Source organism: Hyphomonadaceae bacterium ML37, from assembly GCA_027627685.1.
Taxonomy (GTDB): Bacteria; Pseudomonadota; Alphaproteobacteria; order Caulobacterales; family Maricaulaceae; genus Oceanicaulis.
Map to the genome: position 1 here is coordinate 2,460,001 of CP091241.1, position 18,349 is coordinate 2,478,349.

An 18,349-nucleotide genomic window follows, 5' to 3' on the forward strand; every position below is an offset into this window, starting at 1 on the left:
GGCGAGGAGCGCGGTGTCTATTGACTGACGCTCCCCGTGTCAACCGCCCCGAAAGAAATTCCTGTCAGCGGTATCTGCCGGGCGAAAAAGAGCAAAAAGCTCTTCCTCGGCGCGGCTGACACGCCGTCGATGAACTCCCGTCCGAAGCGGAGAGGCTCAGCAGTATGAAGCGCTTCGATGCTGTCCGCAAGAGGAATTTGCCGTGAGGCGCGTTCCCGTTTGCGTTCGGAGCCGAAGCAGTCCGCCGCCGAGGAAGGGGGTTCTATCCCCCTGCCCTGGCCGGAGCAACCCCTCATGACGGTTTTTTTGCATTCCGCTTCGGCAGCCTGGGGCGATAGCCAAGCCTGACAAGCGGAGTCAGGCTGTTTCGATATACGCCTTGAGCGTCTCGGCTTCCGCCTGGGCCTCGGCGATCTTGCGTTTGACCACGTCGCCGATGGACACCACCCCGGTCATGCGCCCGGATTCGAGGATGATGATGTGGCGCACGCGCCGGTCGGTCATCATCGCCATGAGATCGTCCACGTGCGCGCCCGGCTCTGCGGTGATGAGCCCGCGGGTCATGGCGGACGATACGGGCATGGACAGGGCCGCCGCGCCGTGGTCGGCCACCATGCGCACCAGATCGCGCTCCGAGAAGACACCGGCCGGCTGGCCGTCATCGCCGAGCACCACGGCCGCGCCGATCCGCTTGTCGCGCAAGACCCGGACCGCCGCTTCCAGCGTGTCCTCAGGCCGGATCGTGACCACGTCCGAACCTTTGTGGGACAGGATTTTGCCTGCCGTCATATTCGCCTCCTTCGATGTGGCGATATCGGCTATGATCATGCCTCAAGGCGGCGTGCTGCGCAAACAGGCGTCCGGGGAGGCGGGGACGGCATGGGAGACGGATATCTCAAACGGCTGGCGCGCGATCTCGACCGGTGGATCGCCGACGGGCTGGTGCCGGCCCAGAACCGCCAGGCGATTCTCGACAGCGCCGCGCCCTCGCCCCGCCGCTGGAGCGCGGCGGGCGCCGCCGCGACTCTGGGCGCGATCCTGCTGGCGCTGGCCGCGCTGAGCTTTGTCGCCGCCAACTGGAGCGAGCTGCCCAAACTCGCCCGCTTCATCCTGATCCTCGCGGCGTTGTGGGCGAGCCTGGGCGGCGCAGCGGCTGCGTTCGCGCGCGGCGCTCCGGCGCTGGGCCATGCGCTGGCCCTTCTGGGCGCGGCTTTGTTCGGCGCGGCCATCATGCTGACCGCCCAGACCTTCAATATGAGCGCGTTCCGCAATACCGGCGTGCTGATCTGGGCGGCGGGCGCGCTGGCCACAGCTCTGGTCATCCCCTCAAGACCGGTTCTGGTGCTGGCCGCCGGCGTGGGCGCGCTCTGGGCCGGGCTGGAGGCGGGCAATCCCTTCGCGCCGGGCCCGGTCTGGACCTATCTGGCGCTGTGGGCGGTGACGGCCGCCGCCGCTTTGCGTCTGAAATCATCAATCACGCTGCACCTTCTGGCAGCCGGGCTGGTGGTGTGGATCGGACACACGCTGTTCGAGACGTTGGGCCGTTTCGGCAGTGATACGCGCTACTGGCTGTGCGCTTTCATCCTTGTGTCGGGCGCCCTGGCGATGGCGGCCTCGCTGGCGCTGGACCGGCGCATCGAGGGGGCGGGCGTGCTGGCGGGGTGGATGGCCTGGGCTGCGGCGCTGGGCGCGCTGGCGCTGCAAGGCGCAGACTTTGTCGGCAGCGACCGGGCCGGGCCGGCCATCGCCTACGCGATCATCGCCGGGGTCGCGTTTGCGGCGTTCGCGGCCTTGAGCGTCTGGCGCACGCAAAGGCGGACGCTGGAGCGCGGGCCGGCGGTGGCGCTGCTGGTCGCGGCGGCGTTCGTGCTGGCCTGGCCGGCCATCACGCTGAACGAAACCGCTGCCGAAATGACGCTTGGCGCGGTGATCTTTGCCGGGGCTGCTGCGCTGGTGCTGACCGGATCCGCGCCCGGGCGGCGATTCGCCGGGGCGCTGGGGGTGACGGTTTTCGCCCTGCAGTCTCTTTATGTGTATGCGAACCTGTTTGGAGGTCTTTTGGACACCGCCGCGTTCTTCTTTGTCGGCGGGCTTTTGCTTATGGCCCTGTCCGTCGGCATCGGGCGCTGGGCGCGCAGGCGCGGTCCTGCACCCGCCGCACGATCGGGAGACCAGCCATGACCGCGCCCCTCCGCCTGATCATGATGGCGCTGGCGATGAGCGCCGTGCTGATCGCCATGGCCGGACTGCACGCCGCCCAGCGCGCGGGCGGAACCGAAATACGGCTCGACATGCTCGCCGTGGATCCGCGCGATCCGCTGCTGGGGCATTATGTGGTGATCGAAACGCCGCTGCATGTGCTGGACCCTGAAGATTTCGGCCCCGTCCAGACCGGGTTTTCGAGCGGCGACGATATCTTCGTCATCCTGCGCCACGATGAACAGACCGGCGCGTGGAGCCCTGCCAGCATGCATCGCCAGCGCCCCGGCGAGGGGGTCGTGATCCGGGGCAAGGTGGAGCGCGTCCTCCTGCGCTTTGACCGGATGGAGACCGAAGATGGCGACTGGGTGAACGATCCGGACAGCCGGCACGAACGGCTGCGCATGCGCTACAACCTCGAACGCTACTATGCCAGCCGGGACGAGGCCCTTGAGCTGGAACGCCTGCGCGAAGGCGCTCGGCTGCGCCTGATCGTGTCGGTGAGCGCCTCGGGTGACGCCGTCATCAAGGGGCTGGAAATTGACGGCGTGGACCGGCTGGACCGGCTGTTTTAGCGCCGGCCAAACAGCCGCACAAAGGCCGGATAGGCGATCATCCCCACCAGCAGTCCGCCCACATGGCCGGTCCAGGCGATGGGCAGGTTGAGCCAGGGGTCGGCCAGAATCATCACCACGTGCAGGCCCAGCAGCGGAACCGCCAGGCGCAACATCCCCCGGCGTCCGCCCTGGGCCCAGCCGGCTGCGGCCAGCAATCCCATGACGGCGGTGGATGACCCGGCCATGACGCTGGCGTCGTTCATATGCACCAGCGCATGCAGGCCCGCCCCGGCCAGCGCGCAGGCAAAGAAGAAGGCGAGAAAGCCCGCCGATCCGGCCGGACCTGTACCGAAGGGCCTTGCCGCTGCGGCCCCGAACGCCAGCAGGGCCCCGGCGTTGAGCAGCAGATGCGCCCAGCCGAAATGCAAGAAGACGTGGGCGAGATAAGGCGCGAACCCGCCCAGCGGGCCAGGCCCGAACCGGGCGGCCGTCTCGCCGGTGCGCACGGCGGCGGTATCGACCAGCCAGCCGTGAAAGGCGCCGTCACCCTGATTGACCGACCACCAGTCCAGCGCGTGCACGCCGACCATGACCGCCAGCAGAAGGGCGATCACCGGGGGCAGGCCCGTCAGAATCGGCTGGCGCGGCGCCTGCAAGGGGGGCGGCGGCGGGGTCGGTCGCGAGTCCGGATCCGGACCGGTCATGGCGTTTCCTTCCGGTGAGCGGCCTTGGATGTGGCCTCAGTCTGACACAGCGGCGTGGCACGAGGGTTGCAGCAGACCGGTCAATCGAGTCTTCAAAGAGGACACATATACCATGCGTAGCCCCCTCAAAGCCCTCCCCGCCGCTTTGGCCGCCATTGCGTTCATGGCTCCTGGCGTCAGCGCCCAATCGGCGCAGACCAATCCGTCGGAGTGGAACCGTCCTTACGGCCAGTCCCACCAGGACGGCGCCCAGCCCTTTGCCGGGGCGCGTTCGCGGGCCGGCAACCGGGTGGTGATCAACGGCATCATCCAGACCGGCGTCGGTGTCTCGGCCCAGGCCAGCGCCTTCGCTCAAGGGTCCGCCAGCCTCAGTGGCGGCGTCCAGAACGGCGACGGCGCAGGCGCGGGTTTCGCCTTTCACCAGGCCACCGCCATCGCCAACCAGCTCAATGTCGTGGTGAACGGCAATTACAACACCGTCGTGGTCAACAGCCGCCAGATCAATTCCGGCCCGGTCACGGCCAATGCCGGCCCGGTCACCGCCGACGCCGGTCCGGCGCAAGCCACGGGAGACAGCGACAATGACTAAGCTGCGCACCCTTCTCGCTGCGGCGGTCTCCGCCCTGAGCGTCACCGCTTGCGCCACCAGCACGCCGGGCTCGGACGGACTGTACGCTACGCCGACCGGCAGCGCGCCGGTCACCCCCAACCCGACGCCCTATTCGCAGGCGCTGGTGTGCATGTCGTCCCACGCCCGTCAGGCCGGACGCGCCGCGCCGCGTATCGCTGTGGGACGCATTGCCGACTATACCGGCCAGATGGCGCCCGAAGGCGGCACCCGCGTCACCCAGGGCGCCTCGCTGATGGCGATCAGCGCGCTGGCCAAGGCCGGCGTGCGCCTGGTGGAGCGGTTCGACACCTCGGTGGCCGAGCTGGAGCTTCGCTACGCCAACAACCAGCTGATCACCGACGAGGGCGAAGAACAGGGCTTCCGTCAGATCTATGCCGGCTCGATCCCGGGCTCGGACTATTATCTGGTGGGCGGCGTCACGGAGCTGAACGCCAATATCCGCTCCAACGGCCAGGATTTGTTCGCCGGCGACAGCGTCGACTCCAGCCCCTCGGGCGTATTCTCGCGCCGCGTCTACGTGATGAATGTCGGCCTTGATCTGCGCCTGATCGACTCGCGCACGCTCGAGGTTGTCGATGTGGTCTCCTACCAGAAGCAGATCATCGGCCGCGAACTGTCGGCCGGCGTGTTCGCTTTCTTCGGCGACGCCGTGGTGGACGTGTCCGCCGGCGGCCGCTCGCTGGAGCCGATCCAGCTGGCCGTCCGCTCGGTGGTCGAGCGCGCGGTGCTGGAAATGACCTCTACGCTCTACGGCGTCAGCCCCGATCAGGTCTGCGCCTTTGACGATCCGCTCGGCGCGTCCAATGCGACCGGCGGCGTCCAGCTTCAAACCCGTTACGCCCCCACGGAGGCTCCCTATGTCCAGGCACGCACAAGCATTGATCGCGGGCACGACCGCCGCGATGCTGATCTCCGCAGCCAGCTTCGCGGAACCTACCAATAGGGTCACGCTGGACCAGACCAATTCCGGGGCCAATGCGGCCTCGGACGCGGTCACGGTCGGGGTCGGCGAATCGGTGAACTCCACCGCCATGGTGCAGGCCAACGGCGCCACCGGCTTCGTCACAGACTGGACCTCGGTCACCGGCCAGCAGACCTTTACCGCTTCGGCCGACGCGGTCTCGCGCGTCGAGGCGGACGATATCTGGTCGTGGATCATTTCCGGCGCGGTGGCCCAGGGCAACGGCATGACGGTTCAGAGCCTGAGCGATCTGGACGTGGACCTGACCCAGAACGCGGCGGCCGGTTCGCGCGTCAGCGCCCTGTCCGAGCTGCGTGTCGCCGACTACACGGCGCACGTAATTCAGACTTCGGTCGCGGCAGCCAATGCCGTCGAGGTCAACGCGGCCTATGGCAGCCAGGCCATCAACCTGACCCAGACAGCAGCGGGCGACACCTATGCCGGCGCACGGCTGGACGCTGAAGACGCGCGCATCGAGGATGTGGCCGCCGCCGTGCAGGCGTCGGGCAACAGCCTGCAGGTGTCGGGCTACGAGGCCAATCCGAACGCGCAGATCAACCAGTCCCAGTCCGGCACAGTCACCGCCGAAGCCGATATCACCGCGCGCGATGTACACTGGGGCCTGACCGCCGCCACCGAAGCTGCGGGCAATACCGCCGTCATCACCAATGACTGGGGCTATGCCCATCTGCAGGGCGAGCAAACCAATACCGGCGACATCACCGCCCGCACGGTGGTGAATCTCGGCGAGTTCTCCAACGGCGTCGCGGCGATCAGCGCCCATGGCGTGGGCAATAACGCGCTGGTCTCCAATATCGGCGCGGACGCCTATAGCGGGATCGGCCAGGTCAATACCGGCGCCGTGACGGGCGAGGCCCAGTTCAATGGCGGGCATAATGGCGGATCGGGCGTGGGCGGGGGCATCGTCGCCTCGGCCTCGGCCATCGGCAACGCCCAGTCGGGCTATATCTGTTCGGAATGCCCGGTGGGCCTGACCACCTTCATGAACCAGACCAATTCCGGCGCGGTGACCGCCCGCGCGCAGGTCAACTCGCCCGGCTACAGGCCCTTCATCTCCAGCTCGGCCACGGCGGTGGGCAATGCGGCGACCTTCGCCACCCGCCCGCCGAACTGAAGACCCGGACCCAACCCGGCCTGAAACCTCGCCCCCGGATCAGCCTGATCCGGGGGTTTTTGTTTGACGCGCGCGGGCCGCAATACAGGCTGTTCGCAGCACGTCAGGTGTGAAACCATGGGATCAACCCTCACACACCGCACCCATCCCAACAGCCAGAGAGACTTCATGAGCCAGCGCGAGTTTGACGTGATCGTTTTCGGCGCCACCGGGTTTACCGGCCGCCTTGTCGCCGAATACCTGAGCCAGCAATACGGACCTTCCGTGCGCTGGGCGATGGCTGGGCGGTCGGCGGACAAGCTGGCAGCGGTGCGCGATGAAATCGGCGCGCCGGCCGATACGCCGCTCATCACAGCTGACAGCGCGGACCGGGCCTCGCTCAAAGCCCTGGCGGAACGCACCAAGGTCGTGATCACGACGGTCGGCCCGTACCAGAATTTCGGCGAGCCGCTGGTCGCCGCCTGCGCCGAAGCCGGGACCGATTATGTCGATCTGTGCGGCGAGCCGGCCTGGATGCACGATATCATCCACCGCTATGACGCCCCGGCCAAGGCGTCCGGCGCCCGCATCGTGCTGTCATGCGGCTTTGATTCGGTGCCCTTTGATCTCGGCGTCTATGTCCTGCAGCGCGAGGCGATTGCGCGCAGCGGAAAGCCCATCACCCGGGTCAAGGGCCGGGTGCGCAAGATGAAAGGCACGTTTTCGGGCGGCACGGCGGCGAGCTTTGCGCAGACCATGGCCCGCGCCGCGCGCGAGCCAGACGTGATCAACTGGCTCAAGGACCCCTTCTCCCTGACCCCGGATTTCCGCGGCCCGGACCAGCCCCACGGAGCCAAACCGCTCTATGAGGAAGACCTGGGCAGCTGGTCGGCGCCCTTCATGATGGCGGCCATCAATACCAAGAACATCCACCGCTCCAACCTGTTGCTCGGCCATCTCTACGGGACCGACTTTGTCTATGACGAGATGCTGCTGACCGGGCCGGGCGAGCAGGGCGAGGCGATCGCCAACCATGTGGCCAAGGACCGGTCCATGGCCGAGAACCCGCCCAAGCCCGGCGAAGGTCCGTCGCGCGCCGAACGCGAGGCTGGCCATTACCAGATCATGTTCACCGGGCAGATGGCTGACGGAAAGCGCCTGACCGCCGTGGCCGGCGGGGATCTGGATCCGGGCTATGGCTCCACTTCGCGCATGATTTCCGAGTGCGCGCTGGCTCTGGCGAACGATGTCAGCCGTGATGACACGCCCGGCGGCGTGTGGACGCCCGCCCCGGCCCTGCGCGAAGCCGGGATTGCCCGCCTGACCGGCAAGGCCGGGCTGTATTTCCGCATCGAGGACTGAGGGGACGGGCACGGTGAAGGCGGGTCAGCGTAAACCCGCCCTTTACCCTGTTTCCGGTTTCCAGCGGCGCGCGGGCGCGCAAAGCGTTAGAACGGGGCCGTACGGATCGGAGCTCCACCTTGACCCAATTGACGCCATCGCCCGCAGCCGCCGTGAGCGCGCGCACAGACTGGCGCACGCGCCCCCTGGTGCTGTGCGAGCCGGGTGGGTATCTGCGCCGGCTGACCGTCGATATTCTGCGCAATGCAGGCGCCACCCGGGTCACCGCAGTGGACGACGCTGACGGCGCTTTGTGGTTCATGCGTCAGACGCGGCGCGCCATTCTGGTGGCAGGCTGGCAGGAAAATCCCGAGGCGGGCGACGCCGCCGATCTGGTGCGCCGCCTGCGTCAGGACGCCAGTCCGGCCGGCCTTGCGCCCTCGCTGATCGTGTCGTCGCGCCGGGAATTTGCAGACATGGAGCGCGCCCGCGACGCGGGGGTCGATGCACTCGTGCTGCGCCCTGTCGCCCCCAATGACATCATTGTCCGGCTGGACCAGCTGGTGCGGCGCCGCCGCCCGTTTGTGCGCAGCGAGCATTTCGCCGGTCCCGACCGGCGCATCCGCCCGGGCTCGGACGCCGCTTTCAAGCGCAATGTGGACGTGACGGCGGGCCTGACCACGCCCATCGAGGCGGCCCGCGCCCAGGCCTACGCCATGATCACACGGATGCGCCGGCGCAAGGACCCGCTGGCCGAGCGCGTGGGAAAGTCGCTGGCGCGCAGCCTGGAGAACGCCCAGGCGCTGGGCCCGAAAGAAGCCGAAATCACCGCGCTGCACCGCGCCACGCTGGCCAAGCTGGAGGCGCTGCATGGCGCGCCCGGCGACGTGCGCGCGGAGATCGTGGACAGCCTTGAGCGCCTGACCGCCCGGCGCCGCGCCGCCTGACGCACTGGCGCAAAGGCCTGCGCGCGCCTAACTAGGCGCTCATGACAGATGATCTTCAATCGAGGCTCGACCAGCTGGCGCCGCTTCTGGTGGCCGGCAGTCCCCACGCCGCCGATCTCGGCTTTGTGCTGGACGCGGTGCGTCCCGGCGAAGCGGTGGTGCGCGCCCCTTATCGCGAAGACCTGGTGGGCGATCCCGACACCGGCGTGACCCATGGCGGCGTCGTGACGGCGCTGCTGGACCATGCCTCGGGCACGGCCGCGTTCGCCGGGCTGGGCGGCGACAAGGCGCTGGCGACGCTGGATCTGCGCATTGACTATATGCGGCCCGCCGCGCCGGGCCGCGCAATCATCGCCGAGGCGCACACGGCCAAGGTCTCGGGTCTGATCGCCTTTGTCAGCGCCATCGCCCATGACGGCGACCGCAATGATCCGGTGGCCACGTCCCACGCCGCCTTCATGGTGTCGCGCGTCAGCCAGGAAGCCGCCGACCGGGTGCGCGCCGATATCGAGGCGGGGCGCGCCGGCCCCTACACCCGCACGCCAGGACCCGGCCAGGCGGGAGGCGCCCGATGAGCGCGCGTCTGTCCCTGTTGATGAACAGCCCCTATGTGCGCCGCCTGGGCGTGCGCTTTGATGATCATGGCGACGAGCTGACCGGCATTTTGCCCTACGCCGAGGCGCTGGTGGGCAATCCGCTGATCCCCGCCCTGCATGGCGGCGCGATTGGCGCCTTCATGGAGATCACCGCCGCGGCCGGCCTGCTGGCGGCCAGCGATCTGGCCGCCCTGCCCAAGCCCATCGATGTCTCCATCGACTATCTGCGCCCGGTGCGCCCGGCGGATGTGTATGCGCGCGCGGCGATTACCCGGCAGGGATCGCGCGTAGCCAATGTGCGTGTGGAAGCCTGGCAGGAGCGCCGCGCCGCTCCGGTCGCGACGCTCCATGGCCATTTCCTGGTCAAGCCGGTTGGCTCGGCCAGCTAGCCTTCAATCTCCCAGCCGGCATTGACCGTGACTTCGATGGTCATTTCGCCAGCGGCCACGGGGGTGGAGCTGCTGTCGGCGCGCATGGACATGGCGTACATGCCCGATTCGGGACGGTAGCCGCCGCTCTCGGTGAAGCTGACCAGCCGCACAATGCGAAAGCCCGCCGCGTCTGCATAAAGGTCGCGCCGGGCGTGCAGCTCGGTCACCGCCGCGCGGCGGGCCTCGTTGCGCGCCTCGTCCTCGCCCGAATATCCGAAACGCACGCCTTCCAGCTGATTGGCGCCGGCTGTGACCAGCGCGTCGATCACCGGGCCGGTGCGGTCCAGATCGCGGATCAGGGCGGTGACGGTGTTGCGCGCCTCATAGCCGGTGATCTGGGGCGACTGGTTCGTGTCGCGCCCCGGTTGGGTATAGACCGGCGAGACGGTGAGTTGACGGGTCTGCATGTCGCGCTCGGCGACGCCGGCGCGGCGCAACTCGGCGAACACGCGCGTCATGGCCTGGCTGTTGGCGCGCAAGGCGTCGGCGGCCGTGTCAGCGCGCGTCACGACGCCCGACGAGACCTGGGCCTGGTCCGGCGTGACCGTGACGCTGCCCGTGGCGGACAGATCGAGTCGCGCCGGTTCGGGCGAAGCGATCTGGGCGAAGGCGGCCGGCGCGGCGGCCAGAAATACCGGCAGAGCAAAGAGAAGGGCGAGACGGCGCATGGGGAGTTCTCCTGTTATGGCGGCCCTATGGACCGCGCGCCCCAGACCAGCCCCCGATCACGGCGCCAATGGGGCGCCCGCGCGGCGGCGTCTGGGAGATGACGCACCATACCACGGCGCGCGCGGCGATGCGCGGACGGAGATGGGTGCAGCGAGATGCGCGTGGCGATGCGCGCTTGGCGCGCGCGCGCGTCCGCGCTATGACACCGCCCTCGCGCAATCGCGCCGGGCCTGTAGCTCAATTGGTTAGAGTCGGCGGCTCATAACCGCTTGGTTGGGGGTTCGAGTCCCTCCGGGCCCACCATTTTTCCTGGTCCTCCCTCGCTCCGCTCGGTCGGTCCTCGCTGACGCTGCGGGCGGGCGGTCGCCCTTGCGAACCCTGCGGGTTCGGAGTGTGCCTGTTTAGTCCTCCCTCGCTCCGCTCGGTCGGTCCTCGCTGACGCTGCGGGCGGGCGGTCGCCCTTGCTGGGCTTCGCCCCGGTAACTGTGTCCTTCCTCGCTAAAGCTGCGGGCGGGCTGTGCATTCTCCAAAAGTATGATAAAGTATGATTATGAGCGATCTGGAACGCCTGACCATCACCGTGACGCCAGAAATGGCGGAGATGATCCGTGAGGCGGTGGCGTCCGGCGATTATGCCTCGGCCAGCGAGGCGGTGCGCGAGGCCCTTCGCGGCTGGCGCACGAGCCGGCTGGAGTCCCAGCGGGCGTTGGTGGAGATGCAGACATTCATCGCCCGGGGCCTGGCCGATCAGGCTGACGGCCGGGTGGCGGATTTCGATCCCGAAGCGATCAAGGCGCGCGGGAGGCGGTCATCGCGGCGCGCCGGCTGAGGCTGACTCAGACGGCCGAAGCCGATCTGGCGGAGATTTGGGCGTTCATCGCCGAGGACAACGAGATCGCGGCTGACCGTTTTGTCGATACTCTGGCCGACCACATGCGGGCCATGGCGGACTACCCGGAAACAGGAAGCGACCGATCCGTCTTCGCCCCCGGGCTGAGGGCGACCTTCGTCAGGCGCTATGTGATATACTACACGTTTGACGCCGCTGAGGTGCTTGTCGTGCGGGTCGCCCACGGCGCACGCGATCAGGCGGCCCTGTTCGCCTCCTGACCCCCCCTCAAACCTTCCGCGTCTCCCGCCGCGTCATCCACCGCAGCACCGGCGCGGGCGCGAGCTTCATCAGCCACATCGCGCAGCGCATGGCGGCGCCGGTGAGGACGAAGCGGCGGTTCTGGTCGAGCCCGTCGAGGATGTCGCTGGCAACCTCTTCGGCGGTGGTGGCGGTGAAGCTGGTGAAGGTGCGCACGCCCTCCATCCCGGCGCGTTTGAGGAAGGGCGTGTCGGAGATGGCGGCCGGGCACACCGTCATGACCCGTACCGGGCTTTTGGCTTCTTCCAGCTCGGCGGTGAGCGCTTCGGAGTAGTGCTTCACGAAGGCCTTGGTGGCGGCATAGACGGCGAGGTCCGGCGCGGGCACGAAGGCGGAGTTGGACGCGATATTGACAATGGTTCCGCCGCCGCGCGCCGTCATCGCGGGCAGGAAGAGTCGGGTCAGGGCGTGCAGGGCGCCGATATTGACCGCGATCATCGCCTGCTCGGCCTCCAGCGCCAGGCTGGCGGACGGGCCATAGACGCCGAACCCGGCATTATTGACCAGAAGCTCGCACCCGCCCTGCCCTTCAGCCCACTCGAACACGCGTGCGGGCGCGTCCGGTGCGGCGAGATCAAGCGCCATCCCGTCAATCAGCGCGCCGGGATGGGCGGCCAACACGTCCTCGCGCGCCGCCGCGATCTCGTTCTCGCTGAGTGACACCCACAAAAGCCGCCAGCCTCGCCCGGCGAGCCGGCGCGAGACGTCCAGCCCGATACCGCTCGATCCGCCGGTGATCAGGGCCGTCTGGGTCATGGCAGGGTCTCAGGATACGCAAACGCGTCCACGCTTTCGCGCTCCAGCCCGCCCACCCAGATACGGCCCTGCCAGGACGCCATGCCGGTGGCGCCATAGGGCTGGTCATCCGGTCCGTGGATGACGTGAACGGGCGTTCCGTCGCGATCCACAGCCAGGATCATCACCGGGCGCGGCGGCAAGGGCGGCAGGCCGGCCACCTGAATCCAGCGCCAGATCAGGCGCTTGAGGAAGGGGCGCGGATGCAGCGCCTCGATGTCGGCGGCGCGCAAGGACGGCATGGCGATCCACAACAGGCCCGTTTCGGGATCAAAATGCATGTTGTCGGGATAGCCCGGCAGGCCGTCGAGGAAGGGCTCCCGCGCGCCGGTGTCCGGGTCCAGCGTCCAGACCCGCGCCGCCCACGTCTCGTTGATATAGATGAGGCCCGTCGCCGGATCGTGGGTGACGCCATTGGCGAAGGCGAGCCCGTCTGCCAGCACATCGAAATCATCCGGCCCGCGCACGCGGTAGATCACGCCCGTCGCCTCGCCTTCGAGATAGGAGGTCATGTAGTTCCCGTAGCCATAGCGCTTGGAGGCGTCCGACAGGATCACCGAACCGTCGGCAAGCACGGTGATGTCATCGGTGAAGACCAGCGGGCCTTCAGGTTCCTGCGCCAGCCAGACCTCCCAGTCATCGCCGCCGCCATGCCTGAGGAGGCCGCGCAGGGCGTCGGCGACGAACAGCGTGCCATCAGGACCAAAGCCCAGCCCCAGCGGGCGCCCGCCCGTGTGGGCGAACTCGCTCCAGCCGCCATCCGCATCGCGCGCCATGATGCGCCCGTCCTGCAGACCGGCATAGAGCCGCCCGTCCGGGCCGGGCTCTATATCTTCAGCGCCGATCAGGTCGGATTCACGAATTTCCGGGTCCACGGTTGGAATATCGAACAGGGCCGCCAGCGCCGGATCGGGCGGCGTGGGTTCGAACTTCACGGCATTGAGCGATCCCGGCCCGTAGGCCGCCAGCACCACCAGCAGCACCAGCGTGGCGATGATCGAGACAATCCAGCGCGTCATGACAGCCCTCCCAAGCTTGAGGATCAACCGTGCGCGAGGCGGACCGGCGGCGCAAGCGCGATCAGGTCACGGCCTTGCGGGCGGTGAATTCCGGCCGGTCCCACTCGCGCGTGTTGATCACTTCGGCCAGCGCCGCGCCTGCATCAAACACCTCCACATGGGAGAGGTAGAGCGGGTTGAAGCCGAAGCGCATCAGGTCCGGCGCGCGGAAATCCCCGGTGATGCCGCGCGCGATCATCGCCTGGACGATGGCGTAGCCGGCCTCATGGCGGATGACCACATGGCCGCCGCGCCGCTCGCCAATGCCCGGACACGCGGTCTCGAGCCCCAGCGCGTCGGCGCGCTCCAGAAGGATATCGCCCAGCACGCCGGCCTTGGCCTCCACCTGCGCCATGTCCACGCCGTCATAAGCGTCCAGCGCGCCGTCGAGTGTGGACAGCGCCAGGATGGAGGGCGAGCTGGTGCGCCAGCGGGCCATGCCGTCCGCCGGGGCGTACGGGTCTTCAAATTCAAACGGCCGGGCATGGCCGAGCCAGCCCGTCACCGGATGCTCCAGCTTTGGCGTCTCACCCCGTGCGCAATAGAGGAAGGCCGGCGCGCCGGGGCCGCCATTGAGGAATTTATACCCGCAGCCCACGGCGTATCGCGCGCCCCAGGCCTTGAGCTTCAGGTCCACAAGACCCGTGGCGTGGCTGAGGTCCCAGATGATGGACAGGCCCCGCTGCGCCGCCTCGCGCTCCCAGCCTTCAAAATCGGCGATGCGCGCGCTCTTGTAGTGCACCGCGCTTTTGACCAGCACGCGTACATCGTCGGGCAGGTCAGAGGGCGGAGTATCCGGCGCCACGCGGTGGAAGGGCGCGCCGGAGATGCGCGACAATCCCTCCACCACATGGCCGTCAGTGGGAAACTCGCCCGCCTCTGCCGCCAGCGCCCCGCCCTCGCGCGCGATCAGGGCGGCGGCCAGCTTGAAGATATTGATGGTGACGGTGTCGATGGCGATGACCTCGTCACCCTCCACTCCGATCAGTCGGGCGAGGCGCGCGCCCAGCGTCAGCGGCAAATCCATCCAGCCGGCGGTATTCCAAGACCCGATCAGGCCCTGGCCCCACTCCTCACGCGCCGCCGCGTCGAGACGCTTGAGTGCGCTTTTGGGCGGCGGCCCCAGGGAGTTGCCGTCGAGATAGATGTCGCCCTGGGGCAGTGCGAACAGCGACCGGCGGCTTTTAAGCGGATCGGCGGCGTCGAGCGCCGCGCAGGCCTCGCGCGTGCGCATGGGGCTAGAGCGGCCCGCGCGCGGTGATGCCCGCATCAATGATCAGGCACTGGCCGGTCATGTAGCTTGACGCATCGCTGGCCAGGAAGTGAATGGCCGCGGCCATGTCCTCTGGCTGGCCCACGCGCTGGATGGAGAAATTGCGCTTCATCAGGTCGGCCAGGGACGGATCGGCGGTCAGCGCCGAGGCGAGCTTGGTCTCGGTCAGGCCCGGGCAGAGCGCGTTCACGCGGATATTGTGGGCGCCGTATTCCTGGGCCAGCACCTGGGTCATGGAGATCACGGCCGCCTTGGAGACCGAGTAGACGCCCTGGAAGAAGCCCGGACGGATCCCGTTGATCGAGGCGACATTGATGATGGAGCCGCCGCCCTGGGCGGACATCATCGGAATGGCCAGCGAGGACAGGAAGAACGGGCCTTTGACATTGACCTCCATGGTCTTGTCCCAGGCCCCGTCCGGGGTCTTGGCGGCCTCGCCGAAATAGGGGCTGGTGGCGCCGTTATTGACCAGAATATCCAGCCGGCCTTCGGTCTTCTGGATGGACTCAATGGCCGCTTCGCGGTGCTCGGCCTCGCCCAGATGCAGCACCATGGCGCGGGCCTGCCCGCCTTCGGCCTTGATCTCGTCGGCCACGCGCTGGCAATCGTCCAGCTTGCGGCTGGAGCAGATGACCATGGCGCCATTGCGCGCCAGGCGCTTGGCCGCAGCCTCGCCAATCCCGCGGCTGGCGCCAGCGATCAGCGCGACCTTGCCCTTGAGCGACAGATCCTGTTCGGACATGGAATTCCTCCCGATGGTGTTTTGTTTGAGATGTGTTGCGGCGCACCCTAGCGGCGCCGGTGCGCAGTGGCGAGCCCTCTAGCCGCGCCGGCGGTCAAGCCGCTCGCGCGCGCCGTCATGGATGAGTTTGAGTTCCGCGAGAGTCTGGTCGATCTGGCGCTTCTTGGCCTCCAGCGCTTCGATCTCGGCGGCGGTCTTCTCGATGACAAACGCCAGCTGGCGCGCCCGGCCCTCGCCCTCGCGGCCATAGAGCTCCAGAAAGGTGCGGATGTCGGACAGCTTCGTGCCGATGGATTTGGCGCGCAGGATCAGCGACAGGCGTTTTGAATCCGCCTCGCTATAGACGCGCTGACCGCCCACCCGGCGCGGGCTGATCAGCCCCTTGTCCTCATAGAAGCGGATGGTGCGCTGGCTGACGCCATGGGCCTCAGCCAATTCAGCGATGCCGTACAGCGTCTCGCGTGCTGCGCCGTCCCTGATGTTTGAGCCCATGGCCTCTCTCCCTTGACCGGGAGCCTAGCCAAGGCAGCTGACGCAAACAAGAGACCCTTGACGTATACGTTAGCTTGGGAGAGGCTGGCGGTCTGGATCGTGGCGGCATGTATCGCCGGACCAGTCAGGGAGGAGACGGGGCCGCATGACCGACACGCCAGCCCGCTATGACAGCGTGTTCCGGCCCGGCCTGTTTGACGGCCAGGTTATTCTGGTCACTGGCGGCGGCTCCGGCATTGGCCGCTGTATCGCCCATGAGCTGGCCTCGCTAGGCGCGCATGTCGTGCTGGCCGGGCGCAAGCCGGACAAACTCAGCGCCGTCGCAGCAGAGATTACATCCGATGGCGGACAGGCGGATACACAAGCCTTCGACATTCGCGACGAAGAGGCGGTGCGTGCGGGCGTGGCGGACATTGTCGCGCGCCATGGCGCGATCCACGGCCTTGTCAATAATGCCGGCGGGCAGTTCCCGGCTGAGATCAAGGACATCTCCAAGAAAGGCTGGGACGCCGTCGTCGCCACTAATCTGACCGGAGGATTTCTGGTCATGAAGGCGGTGTTCGAGGCGAGCCTCAAAGACCATGGCGGCGCAGTGGTGAACATCACCGCCGACATGCATAACGGCATGCCCGGCATGGCGCATTCGGGCGCCGCGCGGGCGGGTATGGAAAATCTGACCATGACCGCGGCGGTGGAGTGGGCGAAGCACGGCGTGCGCGTCAATGCCGTCGCGCCAGGCTGGGTCGCCTCGTCGGGCATGGACACCTATGGCGGCGCGGTGCGCGCCATGATCCCCTATCTCAAGCAGCATTTGCCTGCCCAGCGCCTGGGCTCGGAAGCCGAGATCGCGGCCGCCGTGACCTTCCTGCTCAGCCCCGCCGCCGCCTTCATCACTGGCGCCATGCTGCGCGTGGATGGCGGCGCGCCTCTGGGCGGACGCCACTGGCCGCTGGAAGCCCATGAGGCGGCGCCGGTGTATAACGGATTTCACCGGGCGGTGGACCCGGCCGTCCTGCGTGGAGAGGGCTGATGCCTCAGATCGTCTCACGCCTCAATCCGGCCTCGGATGATTTCAGCGCCGCACGCGATGCTATGATGGAGAAGCTGGCCGAGGCGCGCGGCCTCGAAGACAAGGTGCGCGCCAACTCCGCCTCAAAGCGCGAGCGCTTCACCGAACGCGGACAGATCCTGCCGCGCGAGCGCGTGGCGCTCCTGGTCGATCGCGGGGCGCCGTTTCTGGAGCTGTCGGCGCTGGCCGGGCTGAAAATGCATGATGATGATGGCGGGCGCGGCGCCTCGGGCGGCGGGTCGATCATCGGGATTGGCGTGGTGGCCGGCAAGCGCTGCTTGGTGTCCGCCTCCGACAGCGCCATCAAGGGCGGCACGGTGGCGCCCATGGGCCTGAAGAAAGCTTTGCGGGCGCAGGAGATCGCGCTGGAAAACAAGCTGCCCATGATCCATCTGGTGGAATCGGGCGGCGCCAACCTTCTCTATCAGGCCGAGATTTTCGTCGATGGCGGACGCAGCTTCGCCAATCAGGCGCGCCTGAGCGCGGCGGGCATTCCCCAGATCGCCGTGGTGCACGGATCGTCCACCGCGGGCGGGGCCTATCTGCCGGGCCTGTCGGACTATGTCGTGCTGGTGCGCAACAAGTCGAAAATCTTCCTGGCCGGTCCGCCGCTGGTCAAAGCCGCCATTGGCGAGGATGCCGACGATGAATCGCTGGGCGGCGCGGATCTGCATGCCGAGGTGACGGGGCTGGGCGAATACATCGTCGATGATGACGCGCAAGCGCTCGCCTGCGCGCGCGAGATCATGGACAAGCTCAACTGGGACGCCGCCACCGCGCCCGGCGCCGGCGCGCCGCCGCGCCATGACGCTGACGAGCTGCTGGGCATCATCCCGCCTGATGACCGCACGCCCTGGGATGTGCGCGAGGTGATCGCGCGCATCGTGGACGGATCAGACTTCCTGGCCTTCAAGGAGCGCTATGGCGCCGAGACGGTGTGCGGCCACGCCCGTATCGGCGGGCGGCTGGTGGGGATTATCGGCAATAACGGTCCGATTCAGCCTGAAGGCTCCATGAAGGCGGGCCAGTTCATCCAGCTATGCGACCAGTCGGGCACGCCGCTGGTCTTCCTGCAGAATACCACCGGCTACATGGTCGGCACGCGCGCCGAGCGCGAGGGCGCTATCAAGCATGGTTCGAAAATGATCCAGGCCGTGGCCAATGCCCGCGTGCCCAAGCTGACGATCGTGCTGGGCGGCAGTTTCGGGGCGGGCAATTACGGCATGTGTGGGCGCGGCTTCGATCCGCGCTTCATCTTCGCCTGGCCCACCGCGCGCACCGCCGTGATGGGCGGCGCGCAAGCGGCCAAGGTGATGGAGATCGTCACCCGTACCAAGAATGCCCGCGATGGTCAGGAGACGGACGAAGCGGGTCTGGCCCAGATGAGCGCCATGATCGAGCAGGGGCTGAACGAGCAGTCCCAGGCGCTGTTCGGCTCGGCCCGGCTCTGGGATGACGGCATCATCGACCCGCGCGACACCCGCGCCATCCTCATGGAATGCCTCAATATCTGCGCCGAGGCCGAAGCGCGGAGCTTGCGGCCCAACACATTCGGCGTGGCGCGGTTTTGACGCGCCGCCGCTCAACGAACCGGACAGGGATCGTCCCGAAGGAGACCAG

21 protein-coding genes and 1 tRNA gene are annotated in these 18,349 nt (G+C 67.8%); 14 read left to right on the top strand and 8 right to left on the bottom strand.

The genetic code is table 11. The features are described from left to right. Nucleotides 1-357: 357 nt before the first annotated feature. Nucleotides 358-789: a CBS domain-containing protein gene (locus L2D01_12100; protein ID WBQ09625.1), complete on the bottom strand. Its 432-nt coding sequence runs from the start codon at nt 787-789 to the stop codon at nt 358-360. Between the two features lie 90 nt (nt 790-879). Between L2D01_12100 and L2D01_12105 the strand changes: the two genes are divergently transcribed. Continuing rightward, complete coding sequence (locus tag L2D01_12105) at nt 880-2,181, top strand: DUF2157 domain-containing protein (GenBank protein WBQ09626.1); 1,302 nt, start codon at nt 880-882, stop codon at nt 2,179-2,181. Continuing rightward, nucleotides 2,178-2,774 carry a GDYXXLXY domain-containing protein gene (locus L2D01_12110; GenBank protein ID WBQ09627.1) on the top strand — a complete coding sequence of 199 codons (597 nt, stop codon included), beginning with the start codon at nt 2,178-2,180 and terminating at the stop codon, nt 2,772-2,774. Before L2D01_12105 ends, L2D01_12110 begins: the two co-directional genes overlap by 4 nt. On the opposite strand, the gene L2D01_12115 is transcribed toward L2D01_12110, so the two are convergent. Beyond that, complete coding sequence (locus L2D01_12115; protein WBQ09628.1) at nt 2,771-3,460, bottom strand: rhomboid family intramembrane serine protease; 690 nt, start codon at nt 3,458-3,460, stop codon at nt 2,771-2,773. The genes L2D01_12110 and L2D01_12115 overlap by 4 nt on opposite strands. Before the next feature lie 112 nt (nt 3,461-3,572). Between L2D01_12115 and hfaA the strand changes: the two genes are divergently transcribed. The 7 genes from hfaA (at nt 3,573) to L2D01_12150 (ending at nt 9,439) form a co-directional block, all read left to right on the top strand. Beyond that, entirely contained in the window at nt 3,573-4,049 is a 477-nt protein-coding gene (gene hfaA / locus L2D01_12120) for a holdfast anchoring protein HfaA (GenBank protein ID WBQ09629.1), read from the top strand. Beyond that, nucleotides 4,042-5,034: a holdfast anchoring protein HfaB gene (hfaB, locus tag L2D01_12125; protein WBQ09630.1), complete on the top strand. Its 993-nt coding sequence runs from the start codon at nt 4,042-4,044 to the stop codon at nt 5,032-5,034. The genes hfaA and hfaB overlap by 8 nt, the downstream gene beginning before the upstream one ends. Then, a complete protein-coding gene (gene hfaD / locus L2D01_12130) occupies nt 4,949-6,187 on the top strand; it encodes a holdfast anchor protein HfaD (protein ID WBQ09631.1) in 1,239 nt (412 codons plus the stop codon). Before hfaB ends, hfaD begins: the two co-directional genes overlap by 86 nt. A gap of 117 nt (nt 6,188-6,304) precedes the next feature. Beyond that, on the top strand, nt 6,305-7,528 hold the full coding sequence (locus L2D01_12135) for a saccharopine dehydrogenase NADP-binding domain-containing protein (GenBank protein WBQ09632.1): 1,224 nt from the start codon (nt 6,305-6,307) through the stop codon (nt 7,526-7,528). Nucleotides 7,529-7,680: 152 nt separating this feature from the next. Beyond that, nucleotides 7,681-8,454 carry a hypothetical protein gene (locus L2D01_12140; protein WBQ09633.1) on the top strand — a complete coding sequence of 258 codons (774 nt, stop codon included), beginning with the start codon at nt 7,681-7,683 and terminating at the stop codon, nt 8,452-8,454. Between the two features lie 41 nt (nt 8,455-8,495). Next, nucleotides 8,496-9,029 (top strand): PaaI family thioesterase, encoded by a 534-nt coding sequence (locus L2D01_12145; GenBank protein ID WBQ09634.1) that lies wholly within the window; start codon nt 8,496-8,498, stop codon nt 9,027-9,029. Beyond that, entirely contained in the window at nt 9,026-9,439 is a 414-nt protein-coding gene (locus L2D01_12150; protein ID WBQ09635.1) for a PaaI family thioesterase, read from the top strand. The genes L2D01_12145 and L2D01_12150 overlap by 4 nt, the downstream gene beginning before the upstream one ends. On the opposite strand, the gene L2D01_12155 is transcribed toward L2D01_12150, so the two are convergent. Beyond that, nucleotides 9,436-10,149 carry an SIMPL domain-containing protein gene (locus L2D01_12155; GenBank protein WBQ09636.1) on the bottom strand — a complete coding sequence of 238 codons (714 nt, stop codon included), beginning with the start codon at nt 10,147-10,149 and terminating at the stop codon, nt 9,436-9,438. The two genes, L2D01_12150 and L2D01_12155, sit on opposite strands and share 4 nt — an antisense overlap. Nucleotides 10,150-10,376: 227 nt before the next feature. On the opposite strand from L2D01_12155, the gene L2D01_12160 reads away from it, so the two are divergent. From L2D01_12160 to L2D01_12170, 3 genes are all read left to right on the top strand, one after another. After that, nucleotides 10,377-10,453, top strand: a tRNA-Ile gene (locus L2D01_12160). A gap of 247 nt (nt 10,454-10,700) precedes the next feature. Beyond that, entirely contained in the window at nt 10,701-10,979 is a 279-nt protein-coding gene (locus L2D01_12165; protein ID WBQ09637.1) for a ribbon-helix-helix protein, CopG family, read from the top strand. A gap of 47 nt (nt 10,980-11,026) precedes the next feature. Continuing rightward, nucleotides 11,027-11,260 (top strand): type II toxin-antitoxin system RelE/ParE family toxin, encoded by a 234-nt coding sequence (locus L2D01_12170; GenBank protein WBQ11642.1) that lies wholly within the window; start codon nt 11,027-11,029, stop codon nt 11,258-11,260. Between the two features lie 7 nt (nt 11,261-11,267). Here L2D01_12170 and L2D01_12175 read toward each other — a convergent pair whose 3' ends face one another. From L2D01_12175 to L2D01_12195, 5 genes are all read right to left on the bottom strand, one after another. Further along, entirely contained in the window at nt 11,268-12,056 is a 789-nt protein-coding gene (locus tag L2D01_12175) for an SDR family NAD(P)-dependent oxidoreductase (GenBank protein ID WBQ09638.1), read from the bottom strand. Further along, nucleotides 12,053-13,114, bottom strand: a complete 1,062-nt coding sequence (locus tag L2D01_12180) for an SMP-30/gluconolactonase/LRE family protein (GenBank protein WBQ09639.1) — start codon at nt 13,112-13,114, stop codon at nt 12,053-12,055. Before L2D01_12180 ends, L2D01_12175 begins: the two co-directional genes overlap by 4 nt. Nucleotides 13,115-13,175: 61 nt before the next feature. Continuing rightward, on the bottom strand, nt 13,176-14,387 hold the full coding sequence (locus tag L2D01_12185) for a hypothetical protein (protein WBQ09640.1): 1,212 nt from the start codon (nt 14,385-14,387) through the stop codon (nt 13,176-13,178). Between the two features lie 4 nt (nt 14,388-14,391). Beyond that, nucleotides 14,392-15,168, bottom strand: a complete 777-nt coding sequence (locus L2D01_12190) for a glucose 1-dehydrogenase (protein ID WBQ09641.1) — start codon at nt 15,166-15,168, stop codon at nt 14,392-14,394. A gap of 78 nt (nt 15,169-15,246) precedes the next feature. Then, nucleotides 15,247-15,660, bottom strand: coding sequence for a MerR family DNA-binding transcriptional regulator (locus L2D01_12195; GenBank protein WBQ09642.1), 414 nt, complete (start codon nt 15,658-15,660; stop codon nt 15,247-15,249). A 145-nt stretch (nt 15,661-15,805) separates the two neighbouring features. Between L2D01_12195 and L2D01_12200 the strand changes: the two genes are divergently transcribed. Next, nucleotides 15,806-16,690, top strand: a complete 885-nt coding sequence (locus L2D01_12200) for an SDR family oxidoreductase (protein WBQ09643.1) — start codon at nt 15,806-15,808, stop codon at nt 16,688-16,690. Further along, nucleotides 16,690-18,300 carry a hypothetical protein gene (locus tag L2D01_12205; GenBank protein ID WBQ09644.1) on the top strand — a complete coding sequence of 537 codons (1,611 nt, stop codon included), beginning with the start codon at nt 16,690-16,692 and terminating at the stop codon, nt 18,298-18,300. The genes L2D01_12200 and L2D01_12205 overlap by 1 nt, the downstream gene beginning before the upstream one ends. The last annotated feature ends 49 nt before the right edge of the window (nt 18,301-18,349 follow it).

Bases quoted from the DNA above. Each gene is read 5' to 3' on its own strand.
- L2D01_12180 (WBQ09639.1), bottom strand. From the start codon at position 13,114: ATGACGCGCTGGATTGTCTCGATCATCGCCACGCTGGTGCTGCTGGTG.
- L2D01_12150 (WBQ09635.1), top strand. From the start codon at position 9,026: ATGAGCGCGCGTCTGTCCCTGTTGATGAACAGCCCCTATGTGCGCCGC.
- L2D01_12175 (WBQ09638.1), bottom strand. From the start codon at position 12,056: ATGACCCAGACGGCCCTGATCACCGGCGGATCGAGCGGTATCGGGCTG.
- L2D01_12200 (WBQ09643.1), top strand. From the start codon at position 15,806: ATGACCGACACGCCAGCCCGCTATGACAGCGTGTTCCGGCCCGGCCTG.
- L2D01_12115 (WBQ09628.1), bottom strand. From the start codon at position 3,460: ATGACCGGTCCGGATCCGGACTCGCGACCGACCCCGCCGCCGCCCCCC.
- L2D01_12100 (WBQ09625.1), bottom strand. From the start codon at position 789: ATGACGGCAGGCAAAATCCTGTCCCACAAAGGTTCGGACGTGGTCACG.
- hfaB (WBQ09630.1), top strand. From the start codon at position 4,042: ATGACTAAGCTGCGCACCCTTCTCGCTGCGGCGGTCTCCGCCCTGAGC.
- L2D01_12190 (WBQ09641.1), bottom strand. From the start codon at position 15,168: ATGTCCGAACAGGATCTGTCGCTCAAGGGCAAGGTCGCGCTGATCGCT.
- hfaA (WBQ09629.1), top strand. From the start codon at position 3,573: ATGCGTAGCCCCCTCAAAGCCCTCCCCGCCGCTTTGGCCGCCATTGCG.
- L2D01_12185 (WBQ09640.1), bottom strand. From the start codon at position 14,387: ATGCGCACGCGCGAGGCCTGCGCGGCGCTCGACGCCGCCGATCCGCTT.
- L2D01_12145 (WBQ09634.1), top strand. From the start codon at position 8,496: ATGACAGATGATCTTCAATCGAGGCTCGACCAGCTGGCGCCGCTTCTG.
- L2D01_12105 (WBQ09626.1), top strand. From the start codon at position 880: ATGGGAGACGGATATCTCAAACGGCTGGCGCGCGATCTCGACCGGTGG.
- L2D01_12165 (WBQ09637.1), top strand. From the start codon at position 10,701: ATGAGCGATCTGGAACGCCTGACCATCACCGTGACGCCAGAAATGGCG.
- L2D01_12110 (WBQ09627.1), top strand. From the start codon at position 2,178: ATGACCGCGCCCCTCCGCCTGATCATGATGGCGCTGGCGATGAGCGCC.
- L2D01_12205 (WBQ09644.1), top strand. From the start codon at position 16,690: ATGCCTCAGATCGTCTCACGCCTCAATCCGGCCTCGGATGATTTCAGC.
- L2D01_12135 (WBQ09632.1), top strand. From the start codon at position 6,305: ATGGGATCAACCCTCACACACCGCACCCATCCCAACAGCCAGAGAGAC.
- hfaD (WBQ09631.1), top strand. From the start codon at position 4,949: ATGTCCAGGCACGCACAAGCATTGATCGCGGGCACGACCGCCGCGATG.
- L2D01_12195 (WBQ09642.1), bottom strand. From the start codon at position 15,660: ATGGGCTCAAACATCAGGGACGGCGCAGCACGCGAGACGCTGTACGGC.
- L2D01_12155 (WBQ09636.1), bottom strand. From the start codon at position 10,149: ATGCGCCGTCTCGCCCTTCTCTTTGCTCTGCCGGTATTTCTGGCCGCC.